The following is a 19,357-nucleotide window of genomic DNA, read 5'->3' on the forward strand; positions in this document are numbered from 1 at the left end:
TCGGCGCAGTTAGCCCCCCAGCTAACGCAAATCTCGGTTTAACAGGAACGACACCCCCGCCGACTCCAGCACCAGTACCAACGCCCACTCCCACACCATTACCAATACCGATTCCAGCACCAACACCAACTCCCACACCAACTCCCACACCGACTCCCAACGAACCGCCAACAGCCAACAATACTAACCTCACCCTAGAGCCCAACAGCACCGCGCAAATTCCGGGATTAGGAAAAAGTGACCCCGATGGGTCGATCGCCTCTTACACCATCAACACCCTGCCGCCAGCGGCCCAAGGAGTCCTGTTTTTAGGAGATCCAGCCAACGGCGGAGTAGCCGTGACACCAGGTCAAGTCCTGACACCGGAACAGCTAGGACAACTATTTTTCCAATCCACAGGTAGCTTTACCGGAGCAACTTTCAGCTACAGCGCCACAGATAGCAACGGCGCTACCAGTTCCCTGGCTACCGCTACTCTCGGTTCCACAGGAGCAACTCCCACACCAAATCCCCTAAACTTACCGCCAGTAACCAACAATGCTAATTTCACGGTAGACCCCAACAGCAGCGCGCGGGTGCCGGGATTGGGAGGAAGTGACCCCGATGGGTCGATCGCCTCTTACACCATCAACACCCTACCGCCAGCGGCCCAAGGAATCCTGTTTTTAGGAGATCCAGCCAACGGCGGAGTAGCCGTGACACCAGGTCAAGTCTTGACACCGGAACAAATAGGACAACTATTTTTCCAATCCACCGGCGACTTTACCGGTGCCAATTTCAGCTACAGCGCCACAGATAACAGCGGCGCTACCAGCCCCGCCACTGCCACAGTTGCCGCTATCTCCCCGACTTCCAACCAACCGCCTTCGATTAACAATGTTAACTTCACGGTTCCGACTAACGGCATCGTGCAGGTGTTGGGATTGGGAGGAAGTGACCCCGATGGGTCGATCGTCTCTTACACCATCACCAGCGTCCCCCCAGCCAACCAAGGAGTCCTGTTCTTATCAGCTTCAGTCAACGGCGACGTACCCGTGACAGCCGGTCAAGTTTTGACTCCGGCAGAAATAGGACAACTATTTTTCGTAGCCACAGTTGACTTTAACGGAGCAACTTTCAGCTACATCGCCACCGACAACCTCGGCAAAGTCAGCCCCGCTAGCGCTACTGTTGCTGCTATCTTGAGGCCAGTTGGAACTGTTCCCCCACTCATACCTACACCCACACCAACACCCGCGCCCGGTATCTCAAATCCGATCGCCGAACCAGATACCGACTGTTTGTGTCAGCCCATTATTGAAAAACCGGGAATTAACTTTGCGCCTCCGCAGCAACCACCTGCTGTTGGATTTGTCCGGCCTATTTCACAATTTTCAGAGGGACAAACCACCAAAGGAACCGATGGCGATGACTTCATCGTAGACACCAAAGGCAACCAAAAAATCGTCGGTTTTGAAGGCAACGACCTGCTTTTAGGTGAAGACGGCGCGGACGAAATTTACGGCAACGAAGACAATGACACGATTTTTGCGGGCATTGACACCGATATTGTTTACGGAGACGAGGGCAACGATATCGTATTTGCAGGCAAACAGAACGACTGGATTGCCGGCGACTTAGGCTCTGACAACCTGTTTGGAGATCGAGGTGCGGATACTATTCTCGGAGACACCGGGCAGAACAACTCCCAGAGTCCTGACGATGCTCGCGATTTGATTTTCGGAGGCGAGGGTGCAGACCTCATTAACGGCAACGAGGGCGACGATACCATCCATACCGGCAAAGGTGACGATATTGCCCTTGGAGGTAAAGAAAATGACCGAATTTGGGGCGAAATCGGCTCCGATACGTTGTTTGGTGGCATCGGCTCCGACAGCTTGTTTGGGGGCATCCGCGACCAAAGGGCCACCGACTCCGAGGGACGCGACTTGCTGTACGGAGGCTTCGGTAACGACTTCCTCAACGGCCAACAAGACAACGATACGCTGGTTGCAGGCAAAGATAACGATCGCGCTTACGGAGGTAAAGGCAATGACATCATCTACGGTCAATTAGGCTCCGATACCCTCTACGGCGGCGAAGGAGCCGATACTCTGCTCGGCGACAGTGGCAGTTCCCAGTCCATCGGGGATCTCGGCGAACAAGACTTAATCTTTGCCGACAGCGGCAACGACATCATCGGCGGCGGCCACGGTAATGATACCGTGCAAGCAGGTAAAGGCAATGATTGTGTTTGGGGTGGCAAAGATAATGACCTGATTTGGGGCGAACTCGGCTCAGATACCCTTGTCGGGGACAGCGGCGACGACACCATGTACGGCGGTGCTCGAAGTCGAGCTAAAGATGTTGGCGGCCAGGACTTGCTTTTTGGTGGCATCGGTGCTGATGTGCTGTTCGGCGATGAGGGTGACGATACCATCAGTGGCGGTCAAGACAACGACTTGATTTACGGCGGTAAAGCTAACGACCTCATACACGGAGATCTGGGCGACGACTTGATTTACGGGGGTGACGGCAGCGATGAACTCTGCGGTGGCGAGGGCAACGATACCATCTATGGCGATCGTGCTGATAACCGGGCTTTCTCGGTGGGCGCAAACGACCAGCAAGACTGCATCAACGGCGGTGAGGGCGATGACTTGCTCTACGGCAACGAAGGCCAAGATACTATCAACGGAGATGCTGGCAGCGATACTCTGATTGGTGGTAAAGATAACGACCTTCTCAATGGGGGCGCTGGAGATGACTGGCTGTTTGGCGACTTGGGCGAGGATACTTTAATTGGAGGTATGGGGAGCGATCGATATGTGTTGAGTGCTGATGGCGGCACTGATACTGTCATTAACTTCGAGGTAGGCGTCGATAAGTTGGTTTTGAGCGACAGCCTGAGTTTCCAGCAGTTGCAATTTAGCGCCACTCCGAACGGTACGTTGCTGCGAGTAGCAGGAACCGATCGGGTTTTAGCGAATCTGGTTGGGGTTAACGGGGCGATCAGCTCCTCGGATTTCCTACCAAATCTCTCTGAGCTCTAGAATTGGCGGCGAAAGTCTCCTGTTCTGACGAACAAAACGCCACAGAAGTTCTGATCTGCTGTGGCGTTCCTCACAATACTCAATCCGGGCTAGAAACTTTGTAGCGCTCGGCCATTGACATCACTCTTACAGTTGCCTTTTGTTCCTCTCTAAAATGCTAAAAAATAAAGGTGTATTCAAGCTGGATTTGGTATAATATCAAATCTGTTAGGAGCTAGAGTATTCATCAATCTATTATCTTTATCGGCGTGAATCATGGTCTATCTATTGTCATCTGCGGTGAATAAAATATATTTTTTTACCGCTAGTAAACACAGATTAACGCAGATTAATTATATTAATTCCTGTTGAATAATCCGTAATTCTTGACTATTTTTACGCCTGACGACGCTACCGGAGTTTATATAAGTTTGTATGGTTTTTTTAAGGTGTTTCAAGGTACACAATGGTTGGTAGCTCAAGTGTTTACTACCCACTAATTTTAGTGTGTTGTGCGATCGAGCTTAAGAGCAAACTAAAATTCATCACTAATTCCCCATTCCCATTCCATTTATTCACAATAGAAGGAAAGAAGAGATACACGGATAGCTATTTTTTCCTTTTTCTTGGCGAAGCCCCAATTCCCCATAATAAATTCAAATACTTAGCTTAGGATAGCGAAATCTGCTTGCGTAAAAATAGCCGACGCGGCTGGCCGAACAGCCAACCAGTCCAATTCCAATCCACCTGTTGCAAGCGATAGCCGGCCTGATAGTATAACTGTCGCGCCGCGTGATTATTTTCCAGAACGTGGAGGTAAATCTCAGAAAATCCCCATTCTCTAGCTGTCTCCTCGCAGTGGCTGAGCAATTGTTGAGCAACCCCCTGCCGCCGATACTCCGGGTGAACGGCTAAATTCGACAAATAAGGATAGTCAGAATTAGGGCTTTGCCAAGGAAAGCGAGAACGCAGAGCCATTTCTACTGTTCCTGTTATGCGCTGAGCTCGGTGCGATCGATAATTCTGCGTTCCCTCCTCGCGCGAGACTAGCTCAGCAACCAGACAAATGTAATGTTCTGCCTTAGAACGCAGTCGATTTTTTAAATCTTCGTAAATGCCCAAACGCAACACTGGATACACCCATTCTACAAACCCCTCGCGGGAGTGAAAGCTCATGGCTAAAATATCAGCTAGCTGCGTTAAGTCGTTGGGCGCAGCCACCCGGATAGAAAAACCAGAAAGTCCGGGAGGTTGTTGTTGGTGAGATGGTGAGGAAAAAAATGAAGGATTCACAATGCCAGGCCACTATAGTAATTTTTTTACGCGGGTTTCTAAGCTACCCTCTTAGAAAATTCACTGATGTTATACTGATCTTATAACGTAACTTATAGGCATAGTTTATTACCCGATTAAATTACATTTTTTTTGCTTGACTTTAAGTAGCGTTTGAGGTAAATGGAAAATTATTAGCATTTAATACTCTAGTTATGACAAAATAAAACTCATCCCCTAATACTAGATTTGTGGATAAGCTATTTGACCTTTAAATTGAAGCTTGATCCCTGGCTTTCGGCCGGCATCACAAGAGTTTAAGTAAACAGTAGCTTACAAATTAAATGCGCGACAGCTTAGCGGGCAAGGTATTAAAAACAATCACAAAGGTTTTAACGTCAGGTTCCCGGCATCCTACCGCTCTCTGCTTACGGAAATACCCGATCGAATATAATTTATCCGTCAAGCGGTAGTTGAAAAACTCAACGACTGACCATACTAACACCGGGCACGATCGCGCGTCGGATGTTCCCCGCCGCCCCCCCGGCTTGGCACCCCAGCTTTCAGCAGTTCTGGGCTATCCATCGCCCATCCCCCATCGAACCGGTCTTACCTGTTGAGCTACTGGGTACTTTTCCAACGTCCAATTTAAATTTGGATGCCTGGAAACAGTCTGCAAGGGTTTTCCCCGTCGGTTCGATACTCTGCTGCGCGCGAGCGAGACCTTCAAAACCTCGATCGAGCTGATTGACCCTGCCCAAAAACCGATACAAGCCACCGACACTCGTCGGGGACAGCTCAAAATTTTAGACCCTAGTTCAAGCTCCCCGATTCATCTGTGGAGTAAATCTAAAATCTAAAATCTAAAATCTAAAATCGACTGATCGGTTTCCACAGAGTACATCCCTAGCTAAGATTAACAGATGGATGCTCAAGCTTGCGGTGTTTCGCCGCAGTAATTGGCTTGTCGAAGGTCTGCAGGACGCACAAAAAATGCCGAGATCGGGGAAAAAAGTGCAAGTCTACCTAAAATGGTACAGCAATTGCGTCACTCCCACAGACACCTCTGTGGTCTGTCAGCCACCCCCCAATATCAGTTAGGGGCTCAGGGCCCGATGGTGGTCGTTATCCTTGGCTGACTGTTAAAGTTGCTGTTACTTGTGGGAAAAAAACACAGGCGAAGATGTTGGTTGTCTATTGTATCTTGCTGCGGGCAGCTTTCACATACCAAATACAATATTCCCAGGAGCTAGGAGCAAACATAAATTTGGCAAATCAACTCACAATCAGGACGGTTATTCCTATGTATTCTGAGATATCCAGACGGCAGTTAAAATGGCCAGATTTGTGTTTGCTCTATTGCTGTATAAAGGTAAGGGGTAAAAAAAACTTATCGGGAGACGAGTTTATATGAATATCATTAAATAATAAAATTGGGGTGCACGACAGATAACTGTGGCTCAGAAGAATTCCGAATTTAAAACCCAGACATCAAAAATCAAGGTTGATGCTTGCCTCGCACACTCACAACAACTTCATATCCACGAATTATTGTGATACCATTTTCCCAAAATAATGGCACTCTAGGCAAAATCCCAATCCTTATGTCATCAGTCATTCGCAATCGAAAATCGAAAATCGAAAATGGTATGACTTCAGCAATTTAAATCGGCGAATTCTTCCTTTAATCAGACTTATTAAATCGAACAGCCCCGGGGCACAGGAGAACGGTGCATGAATTCCCAAGAAAATCCTAAGCTAAAAATTCTGATCGTCGATGACGAACCGGATAACCTCGACTTGCTTTACCGCACCTTTCATCGAGACTACAAAGTGCTCAGAGCCGAATCTGGTCCCGCTGCTCTCGAAATTTTGGCAAAAGAGGGAGAAGTTGCGGTGATTATCTCCGACCAGCGAATGCCAAAAATGAGCGGTACGGAGTTTCTCAGCTTGACGGCGGCTCAGTACCCCGACGTGATCCGAATTATTTTAACTGGCTATACGGATGTTGAAGATTTAGTGGAAGCTATTAACGCTGGCAAAGTATTCAAATACGTTACCAAGCCTTGGGATGCTCAAGAGCTGATAAATCTTGTCAGTCAAGCTGTTGAGACTCACAATCTTCTGAAAACGCGCACCAATGAACTGCGCCGTGCTTTGAGCCAAGAATCGCTGCTTTATGCCGTTACCAATACTATCCGCTCGGCTCCCAATTACCAGCAAATGCTGCAAAGAATTGTGGAAACTGTCGGGCAGATGTTTGAGGTGAGTTGCTGTCTGCTGCGGCCGTTCCAAGACGGCCGAGTTGCCGATGAGTGGTTCGTTTACCAGAAGGGAGAAACTCAAGGGTTGGGGGGCGATGAGGAAGCGATGCCCAGAGATGCTTCTGCTGCCGAACTTTCCCCGGATTTGCTGCCGGATTTGGTTTGGGAAACTTTGGATGTGGAAGTGATTCAAGATGCCCAAACTGACGATCGAGTTTTAAACTCGGATAATCAACAACGACAGCAGGCTTACGAAGCTGCGAATATTCGATCGAGCTTGATCGTACCGCTGTTTTACAAAATCGAACTGATGGCAGTCTTGGCGCTGCACCAGTTTGATCGACGGCGCCAGTGGCAAGACCACGAGGTACAGTTGGTAATTACGGTGGCAGACCAAGCGGCTTTGGCGCTTTCTCAAGCCCGGGCTTACGAACAGGTGCGGGCGCTGGCCAAGCGCGAGGCCTTAGTCAATACTATTACTACGGCAATTCGATCGAGTCTCGATCCTCAAAATATTTTTGCAGCCATTACTCAACAACTCGGCCAAGCTTTGCAAGTTGACGGCTGCGCCCTATCTCTGTGGACAGAAGATGATGAATACGTCCAATGCGTGGGGCTATACGACACAAATAGAGATACCGTGGCTGTAGAACAGGGTTTTATTGATCCAGAGGTAGTTGCGAACCCTCTGGGCTACGAGACGGCTTCTGGCGATGCTGCTGCTAACACTCGCGCCTGGGTTTTTGCCCATCCTTCTTTGCCACAGTCTTTGGTGCCGATTCGGGGCAATCCGGTGTTGCTGCAAGTTATGGTATCAAAAGAGCCGGTGGCGATCGAAGATCTCGAGGAACACCCCGAGTTAAATGTTACAGAACTCCAAGTTCGATCGCCAGCCCGCGCCCTGTTAGTCGTTCCCTTACTCTCAGAAGGCAAAATCATCGGCAGCATTTCCCTGCGCCAAAATCGCAGCATCCGCCGCTGGAACATCTCAGATATTGACCTGGCTCAAATAGTCGCAACTCAAGCGGCTCTAGCCGTGCAGCAGTCGCGCCTCTACCAGACTACCAGACAGCAGGCAGAACGGCTTCTGGAAGCCGATCGGCTCAAAACCGAATTTTTCCAAAATATCTCCCACGAGTTCCGCACCCCTCTAACTCTAACTATCGGCCCTCTAGAATCAGCTTGCAGGCGCCAAGAAGACTTGCCCTACGAACAAGCCGTAATCGCTTTGCGTAATTCCCGCCGCCTCCTGCGCTTGGTAAATCAACTGCTGGACTTGCAGCGGCTCGATGCCGGACGGATGCAGCCGAGTTTCCGCCCCTGCGATTTAGTCGGTTTCTGTTACTCTACCGCAGAGTCGTTCCGCGCCTACTGTGAGAAAAAAGGACTGCACTTAATTACCCAACTGCAAGAATGTCCTTTACTTTATTTGGATCTGGAAAGATTTGACAAAGTTATTTACAACCTGCTATCAAATGCTGTTAAATTCACCCCAGAAGGCGGAACTATCACCCTGAAAGTTGAATCGGCTGGCGCTCACTGCTTGTTGCAAGTAAAAGACACCGGTATCGGCATTCGCACCGAACAAATTCCCTATTTATTCGAGCGCTTTCACCAAGCCGAAGGTTCTGCTAGCCGTTCCTACGAAGGCAGCGGTTTAGGTTTGGCACTTGTCAAAGAATTGGTCGAACTCCACGGCGGTCAAGTTTCAGTTGAGTCAGTTTACGGGGAAGGTACTACTTTTACCGTTTGGCTGCACTTCGGTTCGACTCACTTGCCCCCGGAACAGGTACTAGAAATACCCGCAGAGTTTCACTCATCCAAAGCTGCGGTGGAACTGGCCGATGTGGAGGCAGATTTGTCCGAAAATGAGGCTGAAAATCACAACTTTGAGGCGATCGAGCCGATCAGATCTGAAACAGCAGTGGGAACGGTTTTGGTGGTTGACGACAATCCCGATTTACGCTTTTATGTGTCGGCTATTCTGCGAGATTCCGGTTTTGCAGTTTTGCTCGCCCGCAACGGAGAAGAAGGATTTGCCGTGGCTAAAAAACGCCGTCCTAATTTAATTATAACGGATTTGATGATGCCTTTGGTCTCGGGTTTGGATTTGATTAAGATGATTCGAGAGGATGAGGAATTGCAGGGAACTCCGGCAATTTTGCTGACTGCTAAAGCCGACGAAGATACTCGAATTGAAGGAGTAGAACGGGGTGCGGATGCTTATTTGTCCAAGCCTTTTAACGATCGAGAATTGTTGGCGGAAGTGCGGAATTTGATCGCCCTCAAACAAAACGAGCGCCGAGTGCAGCAGTTGAACAGTTATTTAACTGAGTCGGTGCTGCGCCGATTTTTACCGCCGGCGATGGTGAAGGCCGCTGCGGCTGGAGATTTGGCATTGGATTTGCGCCCGGAACCGCGATTGATTACTATTTTGTTTAGCGATATTGTCGGTTTTACTCAAATGGCAAATACGCTGCGCTCGCGCCGGGTAGCTGAGCTGTTGAATGAATATTTGGCGGCAATGACTAAGGCTATTTTTGACAGTGGCGGTACGGTGGACAAGTTTGTTGGAGATGCGGTAATGGCTTTCTTTGGCGCGCCGGAGGAACTAACGCCTAACGAGCAAGTACGCCGCGCTATCGCTGCTGCAAGGCAAATGGTGCTATCTCTGAAGGAGCTTAACCAGGGCTGGTTGGAGCAGGGAATTGTTGGGGAAAATGGCGTGCCTCCGGTGCGGTTTCGCTGCGGAATTCACCAGGGTACTGCGGTGGTGGGGATGTTTGGCGGCCCCGATCGATCGGATTATACTGCGATCGGGCCGAGCGTGAATATTGCCGCCCGCTTGCAAGAGGTCACGGAACCAAACACGGTGCTAATTTCGGCGGCGGTGGCAGATTATGTTGAGGAAAATCGCATTGTTAAATATAAGCCTTTGAAACTAAAGGGAATTGATGAAACTGTATTGACTTTTTTACTAAATTGTGATTAGTCATGATAAGTATTATATGTTGATACCCCACGCACAATTTCGGGAACAACCTATTCCTAAATAAGTAGATGAGCCGCAAAATATGTATGTAGTCCAAAGCGATGGTCACTCTGTGATATCGTTTCCGGTTGCATCGGAATAATAAAATCGAGTCAACAGTTAACCCTCAACCATTCAGTTTTTAGACCCGCCCGTCAATAGTCAACAGTCAACAATAATTCCAGTGCAACAGGAATTGATATAATTCATCTATGTTTATCTGGGTTTATCTGCCTGTATATGCGGTTAAAAAAAGACAATTTATTAACCGCAGGTAACAAGGGATTGACGCTGATTCACGCAGATGTAGAGCAGAGATATAGGAAGAATCTTTCTCCTAACAGATTTGATATCAAGTGTTTAATCTAAAATCTAAAATCTACAATCTATCCATCAAAGTTCAAGAGTCCCAATTACGCTTGTAGAGTCAAATCTCAAATCTCAAATCTCAAATCTCAACTCTACCATTGACTGACAGTCCTGGCTTGAATCTATCAAAAGAGGGAACTTTTTTAACCGATCGTCGCTGGATAACCTCTATCTAGAGAACGGTTACGCTGATCGCTCTGATCGAGTAAAAATAGAATGTCATCTCTCATTTTGTATTCTATGAAACTGAATTATTTTACGAAACGACTTTCGACTTTAGGGCGCTCGATCGCTGCAACTGTGCTTTGCGTCTGTGCGATGGCCTTCGTCTGGTCTGGTGCGTTCTTCTCTAACACCGCAGCAATGGCATCTCCTGCTGTAAACTCGATGGCAGCAGACCCAGATGCGGGCGATGTGGTTCAAGAAAAAGCCAGCAAAGATGCTGGACGAGCCAAGAACTTCATCCGAGATACAGAAGAGAAGGTTAAGGAAACTGCCAAGACAAATGCTGCTAAAGTCGATCGAGCATCGGATGATGGTAGTGTAGTAGAGCGCAAAGCTAAGAAAGATGCGGCCACAATTGAGAAAAGAGCATCGGAAGATTCAGCTCGGACTCAGAAAGCAGTAGATAATACCAAGAATGCTGTCGAGAGCGCTGTTGACAGCATCAAGGGTGTTTTTGGCAAGTAGACAATAAATAAGTAGGTAAGCGCAAAAAAACAATAATATCTTGCAGGGGCTTGTAGGGACGGCTTTAGGGCTTATTTACAGTAAGGGCGAGTCGATCGTTGCAGAACCCGCCCTCTCCCCAAGTAATGTTTATTTGTACTTACTTACTTCAAACTGAAAGATTGATGTACATTGACCAAGACTTCTAGACGGCTCGTGTAAGCGACCCCAAGCCCTTGTTTAAAATTGTCGCAAAAAGCGCAAATCGCTAGCATAAACCCGGCGAATGTCGTCGATTTCATAAAGTACCATTGCGAACCGCTCGACACCAAAACCGGCCGCAAACCCAGTATATTTTTCTGGATCTAAACCGACTCCTTTAAGAACATTCGGATCGACCGTTCCGCAGCCCAAAACTTCCAGCCATTTGCCGTTCCACTGCAAATCAACTTCGGCAGAAGGTTCCGTAAACGGAAAGTAACTGGTGCGGAAACGGATAGGCAAATCTTGCCCGAACATTTGCCGCAAAAACTCTTTAATTGTGCCTTTCAAGTCAGTAAATGTCAGACCTTCATCAATTGCTAAAAGTTCAATTTGGTGGAAAACTGCCGCGTGAGTAGCATCAACAGTATCGCGGCGGTAAACGCGGCCGGGAGAGACAATCCGAATCGGCGGTTTGTGCTGTTCCATGTAGCGAATTTGCACTGATGATGTCTGAGTCCGCAGCAAGTCGCCGCCTGGTAGGTAAAATGTATCTTGCATATCCCGCGCTGGGTGGTCGGGCGGGGTGTTGAGCGCCTCGAAGTTGTAATAATCTGTTTCCATTTCCGGGCCGTTGGCGACGGTGTATCCGAGGCCGACAAAGATATCGAGAGCGCGGTCTATGACGGCGTTTAAGGGGTGAACGCGGCCTTGGGGGCGAAAAATCCCCGGCATCGTGACATCGATGGTTTCTGAGGCTAATTTGGCTTGGATTTGGGCGGTTTGGAGGGCGGCGCGCTTGTCTTCTAAATCGGCTTGCAGGGCTTCTTTAACTGTATTGGCGATCGCACCTACTTTGGGTCGCTGGTCTGGCGACAGTTTGCCCATCATGCCTAAAATTTGAGAGAGTTGGCCTTTTTTGCCGAGGTAGCCGACGCGCAACTGTTCGAGTTGTTCGAGGGTATTGGCAGTGGCGATCGCACTTTTGGACTCTTGACCGAGGGTTTCTAGTTGAGTTTCAATGTCGCTTAGCTGGACAGTCATTTTGATTTTAGATTTTAGATTTTAGATTTTAGATTGATGGCAGTTTTGGGCCAAGTTGAGTTTAGCGCAATTTTGGCTCTACAGCTTGTTGATTTTAGATTTTAGATTTTAGATTTTAGCTTTTCGGCAGTTACGGATAATTTGTAATAGGTAATTGGATATTAGAGCGATCGCCGTAGTTGAATCTAGTTTAGTATTGTTATAAGGCCTATAAAAATTTCAATGAAACTTTTAATTAGCAACGACGACGGCATCTTTGCACAAGGCATCCGCAGCCTCGCCAACGCTCTCGCCGACGCTGGCCACGACGTGAGCGTAGTTTGTCCCGACAGAGAGCGCTCCGCTACCGGCCACGGCCTTACCCTGCACCAACCCATCCGCGCTGAAATTGTCGAATCTATTTTTGAGCCCGCAGTTCAAGCTTGGGCCTGTTCGGGTACTCCCGCCGACTGCGTGAAACTTGCTTTGTGGGCTTTACTTGACAAACCGCCGGATTTTGTTCTTTCCGGTATCAACCACGGGCCCAATTTAGGCACGGATATCATCTGTTCGGGTACGGTTTCGGCAGCAATGGAAGGAATTATGGAAGGCATTCCCAGCATTGCTTTTAGCCTCGCCAGCTTTACTTCGCAGGAATTTGGGCCGGCGGTAGATTTCGCTGTCACTTTGCTGGCACAGTTGGAAAAACAGCCAATGGCCAAACCGATGCTGTTGAATGTCAACATACCAGCAGTCACACAAGCAGAAATTACCGGAGTTGCGATCGCCCGTCAAGGCATTCGCCGCTATTTCGACATATTTCAAAAGCGCACAGATCCGCGCGGCAAAACTTATTATTGGCTGGCTGGGGAATTGTTAGAAGATGTAGAAGAAATCGCTGATTCGGCGGTGCCGCATGATATTCCTACAGACGTACAAGCTATTCGCGACAACAGAATAACCGTAACTCCCTTGCAATATAATCTCACCTGTGCTCCAGACTTGCACTCGTTGCGGGATTGGCAAGTTGAAGGTTTTCCCAAGCAGTGAGATCCGATCGACCCGATCAGAGCGGTAAACTAGGAATTAAGGAAAAGTGCCTCTCAAGGTCTATACCTTAAGCGTTAACACAGGCTCCCAATTACTTGTTAGTTTTTTTTTACTCAAGAAAAACAGTTATGAACGCTCCCACCTATAACACTCATTCTGTCACTTGCCCGATCTGCAACCGTTCCAGCGTCGTCGGCCCAGTTGGGATGGTCAGTGGACTATTCACTTGTCCCCACTGTCATTCTCATATGGTAATTAGCTGGAGCGGTCATTTTGTGCGCGATCCTTTTAGTCTCAAACAACTGACGGTAGGAAAAATGCTCAGGCGCGAGAGCAGACCGTTAGCTCGCCTTCAGCGGGACTTTGGACTGAGTAAGCCTTTTCCGCTGATTGCCATTTTGGGCAGTGTGGTGTTTTTCGGGTGTGCGCTCGCCGCTACGGAACAATCGCTACCCCCACAGAATTCACTGCAAGGATTTTTAGAGTGGGTGAGCGGAACTGGTAATTCCGAAGATGTCTCACGTTAACATTTCTTAAAAGAAATTCTGACAGATACTGCGTGCAAATATCTATTCCTTTAGGTAGAAATCACACTATTTTAGCAATTGCATCCCTCTTGAGCTAGGGGTAAGCACTTAGACGCCTTGCGCTTCATCCTGTGCCCAAAAACGTCAAAACCCCAGTCCGGCAGGGGTTAAAACCCCTGCCTCAAAGCTCAAGTTTGGTGGGCGTAAGTCTCACAAGGGTGTTTCGGGTTAAGTTGACAAATATCACATCGCTCAATTTAGAAACTCAGCAATTTTTCTAACTGCTGCTTCCAAAATTGCTGGCGACTCTACTAAGGCAAATCGCACGTAGCCTTCTCCTGATTTCCCGAAACCGGCACCGGGGGAAGCTGCGACTCCTGTATTCTGTACTAGCTGAGTGCAAAATTTCACGGAATCGTGGGCCCAAGGTTCCGGCAGTTTCGCCCAGACGTACATGGTGGCAGGGGGTACGGGTACTTGCCAGCCGATCACCTGTAGCGCGTTTACAAAGGCATCTCGCCGTTTTCTGAAGGTTTCTACGCTGGTTCTGACGGTATCTTGAGGGCCTGTTAATGCGGAGATCGCTCCATTCAAAATCCCTCGGTATTGGTTGAAGTCCACTGCGGCTTTTACCTGTCGCAGGGCTGCAATTAGTTCGGAATTGCCGATCGCGTATCCGACTCGAAAACCTCCCATACTGTAGGATTTGGATAGTGTAAAAAACTCGATCGCCACACTCTTATCTCGATCCGCCTGAAATATTGACGGCGCCATCAATTTTCGATATTCTTCCTCGTTACCAGGCTCTGCCTCTATGAGAGAATTGCGATCGTCAAACACCAAATCCACATAAGGGAAATCGTGAACTAAAACAAGTTGATGTTCCCGACAAAAATCCACAGCTTTCTCAAAAAAAGCAACCGGGGCGATCGCAGTTGTAGGATTATGAGGATAGCTCAAAACCATCATCTTCGACTGAGCCAGCACTGCTGTCGGAATATCTTCAAATATCGGCAAAAAGGCATTTTCTGCTAATATTGGCATCGGATAAATTTGACCACCAGCCAAATGCACACCGCCCGCGTGGGAAGGATAGCCCGGATCGAGCAGCAAAGCAAAGTCTCCAGGGTTGAGTACAGCTAAAGGCATATGCGCCGTTCCTTCTTGGGAACCAATTAACGGCAGCACTTCTGTTTCTGGATTGACTGCAATCCCAAATTTTTGCTCGTACCAAATAGCTGCTGCTTCCCGAAAATCTCTTGTGCCGTTAAATAGCAAATAGCCGTGAGTGCTGGTGTCGGACAGAGAATGTGCGATCGCATCTGTAATGTGAGCAGCCGCCGGCAGATCCGAAGAACCCAGAGACAAGTCAATCACATTCTGCCCCGCTGCTCTAGCTTGAGCTTTTGCCCGATCCATATCGGCAAATACATTAAATTGCAGTGGATCTAAACGTTTAGCAAATTGCATATTTTCTGTATTTTTGGGGGATTTTTAAGGAATATTTTTATATTAGCTAAATTATTTTTTATATTGCATTTTTATTGGGTTTGTGTTTTTTTTCCTAACCGCAGAGAGCGCAGAGGGCGCTGAGCCCGAGAGGAAGATCGAGGAGAAAAGAGAGGTGTTAACAAAAATATTTGTGCTTATTATAATTCTAAGTTGGGAGTTGGAAACTCCCGAATCATTTCCAAACTTTATAAGTGAGCGTCCAGCAAACCGACCAAAGTTTGTTTAGTAATCGCTCCCTCGTGAGAAAGCACTACTTCGGCATTTTTAAACAGCCTGAGAGCTGGGACTCCTTCTACTTTATACTGCTTGACAGTATTAGGATTGGGGTCAATTTCCATTTTAACCACTTTCAGCCGATCGCTGTAGTTGGCCGCCACCCAGTCTACCGAAGGCGCGATCAGTTTGCAAGGCCCGCACCAACTAGCCCAAAAATAGGCAAGCACTGGTTGCTCAGCTTTCAGGACTTCTGTTTCAAATTTTTCGTCGTTAATGACAATTACACTGTTGCTCATGGTTCTGCGATTATTTTTTCTATTTATTTCTAAAGCACCGGCGGGCGTGAAACTTGCACCAACTTAGAAGACAGGCCCAAAAAACTGTTACTAATTTTAAAACATTCTGTGAATTATTGAGTGCAAACTCAGGACTGGGAACGGATGGCTAATTCTGTATGGCGTTTAATTCCACTGTTGTCGGTGTCTGGTAGCGTGCAGATGGCGATCGACCAATGGCTGCTGGAACAGCATCTAGCGGGCAAACATCCGCCAACTCTACGATTTTACACTTGGCAACCGGCGGCGATTTCCTTGGGCTACCACCAGCGCAGGTGGCCGGAGTTTTGGCAGCATTTGTCTTGGCAGGGAATGCCTGTGGAGTTGGTGAGGAGGCCCAGCGGCGGGCGCGCAGTGTTGCATCAAGGGGATTTAACTTATGCAGTTGTGGCGTCGGGATTTGGAAGCAGCCGTATGAAAGCTTATCAGACTATTTGCGAGTTTTTGATTGAGGGTTGGAGGGCGATGGGTTTGGATTTGCACTATGGGGAAGCTGGAAGGGGTTATATTCACAATCCGAATTGTTTTGGTACTGCGACGGGTGCGGATTTAGTTACCGCTGATGGTTGCAAGTTAATTGGTAGCGCGCAATTGCGACGGGGTGATGCTATTTTGCAGCACGGTTCGATGCGTTTGCAGCCGGATGTTTGTTTGTTTTCTCAAGTGTTTGGGGAGCAGTTAATTCCTGTGCAATTACCTCTATCTGAAGGGGGAGATGATTTGATTGCAACTGTAATTGATGTTTTGAGTGCGGCGGCTTGTCGGTGTTTTGCAATTGATTTGAAAGTGCAGCCACTTTCAGATCGGGAATGGCAGGATATTTTGGAATTAACAAGTAATAAGCTGTTTCACATTTAACCTGCCTATTTGGCGACGGGCTTTTATGCCACATTTTCGGAACAGCCAAGATGGCCGTTCTACAATAAAAATTATTTGTTGGGAACGGTCATATTGGCTGTTACTAATACAAGTTAAAAACTGGTACACTTATTGTATTAAAACTTTTCTGGCCCGTTGCTGTAACGCCACCAGAAAAGTTAAATTTAAATGCAGTACAGCTTATGGTTGTGGCTGAGTTGGAACGATCGGCTCTTTGGCAACTTCGCCCAATTTCACAGAATCCAGCAAGCTTTCCCAATCAGCAGTTAATTCTGCATCATTAGGCCGATCGCGGCGAGCGGCAGCTAGGGTGCTGAGGGCATCTAGCCAAATCCCATTTTTAGCATAAATAACGGTTTTCTGGCGCGGATCTGCCTGATCTAATTGACGGCGGATATCTGCACTGATTTCCACTCGCCGTACAGTACCGCTTTCGATTTGATCGCTCGATCTGTCTTGAGAGTCGCAAATCACTGTCAAATTCCAACGGTAACTTTTGCCTACTTCCAAGGGTGGCACATTTTGGTTAGCGGGGATATTAACGCCGATCACCCCTGATAAATTGCTAATTGTGACATCCTGTTTATAAATCTGGTTGCCGCTTTGATCTTGTACGATAAATTCGGCTAATTCTGCCTCTGTTTGAGGCAAGTAGAAAAAGAAAGTTGGATACTCGGAAACAGTCCGTGCGATCTTATTTTTAGGCATTAAGGCTGTGAGACCTAGCTGACTAATGCTCGCGCAGCCACCGCGCACAGGCCGTCTCGGTTGAGTGGGGGGGCGCTCATCCATATCTTCACGGGGCTGAACGAAGCGCGGCCCTCCCGATTGAGTGATTGGCTTGCCATCTACGTCTGGAGTCGGCTGTCCCACAACTGCTAATTGGGAAGTATTAAGTGTTGCTATCAATACTATTGAGCCAACGGATGTCAGATTGAGGATAAATTTAGTAATTGTTTTCATATTAACTCCCAGAATTTTTATGGATAGATTCTCTCTTTTTATTTCTTTTTACTTCCCAAAATCCGGTAGACATTAACTTTTTGTTCCCTGCCTCTTAAAGGCAAAGCTCCCCAAGATTCTACCTCAAATTTGTCCGCCAGATGCAGAAAGGTTTCTTCTGCAATCAATATCCGGCAAGTGTCCTCGTGCCGATCCTTTTCGCAGCTTTCCAGGCGAGAGGCAATATTTACGCTGTCGCCGATCACTCCATATTCTAAACGGGTTGTGCCTCCCAGACTACCCACCATAACAGGCCCTGTAAAGATGCCTACTCGCATTTTTACGGCCGGTAAACCGCGATCGAGCCAATTTTGATTCATTTCTGGCAAGCGGGAACTGATGGCTAAAGCGCAAGATACGGCAAGGCGAGCATCTTCTGCAATTTCTTCTGGAGTGGTGCGGGGAATGGGTACGCCAAATACTGCCAGCATTCCATCTCCGGTAAATTTATTAATCACGCCTTGATGTGCTTGGACTTCTTGAGCCATTGCTGATAAATACTCATTTAACCAACTCATTACGACTTCTGGCGCTAGTTTTTCGGAGATTGTACTAAAACCCTGCAAGTCGGTGAGGATGATCGTAGCAGTAACTTTTTGCCCAGGCAATAACCCTGATTCCAGCAGATGGACGCGCTCTTTCCACAGGGCATTTGCGATCGCGGGTGAAGTTTGTTGTCCTAATAATTTCATCACAATCCCTTGCTGTTGCCTCGACTGCTCGTATTTATAGGTAACTGCGACTCCTGCGGTGATTAAAAGGGCCAGGGCTGGAGCGATTAGAGGTATCCACCCCTGTTGCATGAAGAGAAAAAAGGTGAATCCGAATAATGAGCCGCAAGCTATGATCGCGATCGCGATCAAATTCAGGGATTTTTCTAGCCGCCAAGCTAAACAGCCACCCACTGCACTCCAAACTGCGATCCAGAGAATTTCTTGCCATTCGTCCCAATACCAAAATAGCCCTTTCCCATCTAAAACTGCGCTGAGAATTTGGCTAGTAGCCGTTGCGTGAATGAATACCCCCGGCATCGGCTGGTTTCCGCTTGCACTAGCGCTGTAAGGGGTGGAAAAGAAATCTTTGGCAGTTAGGGCTGTAACGCCTATTAGCACTATTTTACCTTTCACCCATTTCGGGTCAACTTTTCCCTCTAACACTTGAGTTAGTGTCACGGTTTTTGCTATATTTTCAGGAGAGCGGTAATTGAGCAGGAGTTGATAGCCTTGGGCATTAATTTTCTGATAACCTCCTGAGTTCGATCGCAACTTGGAAAATACTGTTTTGTCTACCTGTAGTGTGTTGTTTTCTATTAGTTTAGAATTTATTTTTTGGGCGTTAAAATAGGCAAAAGCTAGTCGCATTGAAAATGAAGTCAATGTCGTTTTACCCTTCTTGGCGTACATCAAATTGCGACGCAGTATACCGTCGGGATCGACGACTAAATCGTTAAATCCTACCCGCTTTTCTGGTATATTGGGAGGTGGTGGCACTGGATCTTCTTTAGAGTTACCGATCAAGGTAATAGGGATTACTTTCGGGTTTTTCCATTGAGTTACTAATTCTGCATTCCCCGGTTCGTAGGGAATATTGCGAATTATATCTATGCCAATAGCTGTGGGTTCAAGACGCGCTATTTGTGCGATCGCTTTTGCTAAAGTACGATCAGAAATTGGCCATTTTTCAATAGTATTAATGTCCTGATCGGTGATTGTTACTACCAGTAACCTGGGGTCAGGAATGGCATCAGGACGCAACTGCACCATGAGGTCGTAAGAATTTAATTCTAGTGGCTGCAACCCGCCTAAATGCCTTACGCCCAATAGAGTTCCGGTCACGACAATCCAGATAATAGCAACAGGTTGCAAGTCAGCGTTGGGGAATAAATGAGTTAAATTTTTCCCAAGTCCCTCCGCAAATTTATGATAAATTATCTTAAAGAATTGGGGCATAAAATTTAGTGTTTCAACCCTGAGTCACAAAGTTTGCTACATCTTAA

12 protein-coding genes are annotated in these 19,357 nt (G+C 47.6%); 6 read left to right on the forward strand and 6 right to left on the reverse strand.

The annotated features are described in order from the left end of the window. Positions 1 to 3,032: Ig-like domain-containing protein (locus QUA77_RS13455; protein WP_445302076.1), on the forward strand; the 3,032-nt coding region annotated here is incomplete at its 5' end. A 648-nt stretch (positions 3,033 to 3,680) separates the two neighbouring features. On the opposite strand, the gene QUA77_RS13460 is transcribed toward QUA77_RS13455, so the two are convergent. Then, positions 3,681 to 4,304, reverse strand: a complete 624-nt coding sequence (locus QUA77_RS13460) for a GNAT family N-acetyltransferase (RefSeq protein ID WP_333040648.1) — start codon at positions 4,302 to 4,304, stop codon at positions 3,681 to 3,683. 1,713 nt (positions 4,305 to 6,017) lie between these two features. Between QUA77_RS13460 and QUA77_RS13465 the strand changes: the two genes are divergently transcribed. Together QUA77_RS13465 and QUA77_RS13470 are read left to right on the forward strand one after the other, a co-directional pair. Next, positions 6,018 to 9,539 carry a response regulator gene (locus tag QUA77_RS13465; protein WP_333450533.1) on the forward strand — a complete coding sequence of 1,174 codons (3,522 nt, stop codon included), beginning with the start codon at positions 6,018 to 6,020 and terminating at the stop codon, positions 9,537 to 9,539. A gap of 648 nt (positions 9,540 to 10,187) precedes the next feature. Further along, positions 10,188 to 10,637, forward strand: coding sequence for a hypothetical protein (locus QUA77_RS13470; protein ID WP_333450535.1), 450 nt, complete (start codon positions 10,188 to 10,190; stop codon positions 10,635 to 10,637). Positions 10,638 to 10,856: 219 nt separating this feature from the next. On the opposite strand, the gene pheS is transcribed toward QUA77_RS13470, so the two are convergent. Beyond that, complete coding sequence (gene pheS, locus QUA77_RS13475; protein ID WP_015177077.1) at positions 10,857 to 11,861, reverse strand: phenylalanine--tRNA ligase subunit alpha; 1,005 nt, start codon at positions 11,859 to 11,861, stop codon at positions 10,857 to 10,859. A gap of 222 nt (positions 11,862 to 12,083) precedes the next feature. On the opposite strand from pheS, the gene surE reads away from it, so the two are divergent. After that, positions 12,084 to 12,890 (forward strand): 5'/3'-nucleotidase SurE, encoded by an 807-nt coding sequence (gene surE, locus QUA77_RS13480; RefSeq protein WP_333040643.1) that lies wholly within the window; start codon positions 12,084 to 12,086, stop codon positions 12,888 to 12,890. A 128-nt stretch (positions 12,891 to 13,018) separates the two neighbouring features. Further along, a complete protein-coding gene (locus QUA77_RS13485; RefSeq protein WP_333040641.1) occupies positions 13,019 to 13,417 on the forward strand; it encodes a hypothetical protein in 399 nt (132 codons plus the stop codon). Positions 13,418 to 13,669: 252 nt separating this feature from the next. Here the strand turns inward: QUA77_RS13485 and QUA77_RS13490 are convergent, their stop codons facing one another. Together QUA77_RS13490 and QUA77_RS13495 are read right to left on the reverse strand one after the other, a co-directional pair. After that, on the reverse strand, positions 13,670 to 14,887 hold the full coding sequence (locus tag QUA77_RS13490) for an LL-diaminopimelate aminotransferase (RefSeq protein WP_333450538.1): 1,218 nt from the start codon (positions 14,885 to 14,887) through the stop codon (positions 13,670 to 13,672). A 227-nt stretch (positions 14,888 to 15,114) separates the two neighbouring features. After that, positions 15,115 to 15,441 carry a thioredoxin family protein gene (locus tag QUA77_RS13495; RefSeq protein WP_015177073.1) on the reverse strand — a complete coding sequence of 109 codons (327 nt, stop codon included), beginning with the start codon at positions 15,439 to 15,441 and terminating at the stop codon, positions 15,115 to 15,117. Between the two features lie 144 nt (positions 15,442 to 15,585). On the opposite strand from QUA77_RS13495, the gene QUA77_RS13500 reads away from it, so the two are divergent. Then, the gene (locus QUA77_RS13500; RefSeq protein ID WP_333450540.1) at positions 15,586 to 16,338 is read left to right on the forward strand and encodes a biotin/lipoate A/B protein ligase family protein; all 753 of its coding nucleotides are present in this window, start codon (positions 15,586 to 15,588) and stop codon (positions 16,336 to 16,338) included. A gap of 201 nt (positions 16,339 to 16,539) precedes the next feature. On the opposite strand, the gene QUA77_RS13505 is transcribed toward QUA77_RS13500, so the two are convergent. Together QUA77_RS13505 and QUA77_RS13510 are read right to left on the reverse strand one after the other, a co-directional pair. Then, positions 16,540 to 17,322: a DUF928 domain-containing protein gene (locus tag QUA77_RS13505; RefSeq protein WP_333450542.1), complete on the reverse strand. Its 783-nt coding sequence runs from the start codon at positions 17,320 to 17,322 to the stop codon at positions 16,540 to 16,542. A gap of 38 nt (positions 17,323 to 17,360) precedes the next feature. Further along, entirely contained in the window at positions 17,361 to 19,310 is a 1,950-nt protein-coding gene (locus QUA77_RS13510; protein WP_333450544.1) for an adenylate/guanylate cyclase domain-containing protein, read from the reverse strand. Positions 19,311 to 19,357 lie beyond the last annotated feature (47 nt).

Source organism: Microcoleus sp. K5-D4 (assembly GCF_036704575.1).
Classification (GTDB): domain Bacteria; phylum Cyanobacteriota; class Cyanobacteriia; order Cyanobacteriales; family Microcoleaceae; genus Microcoleus.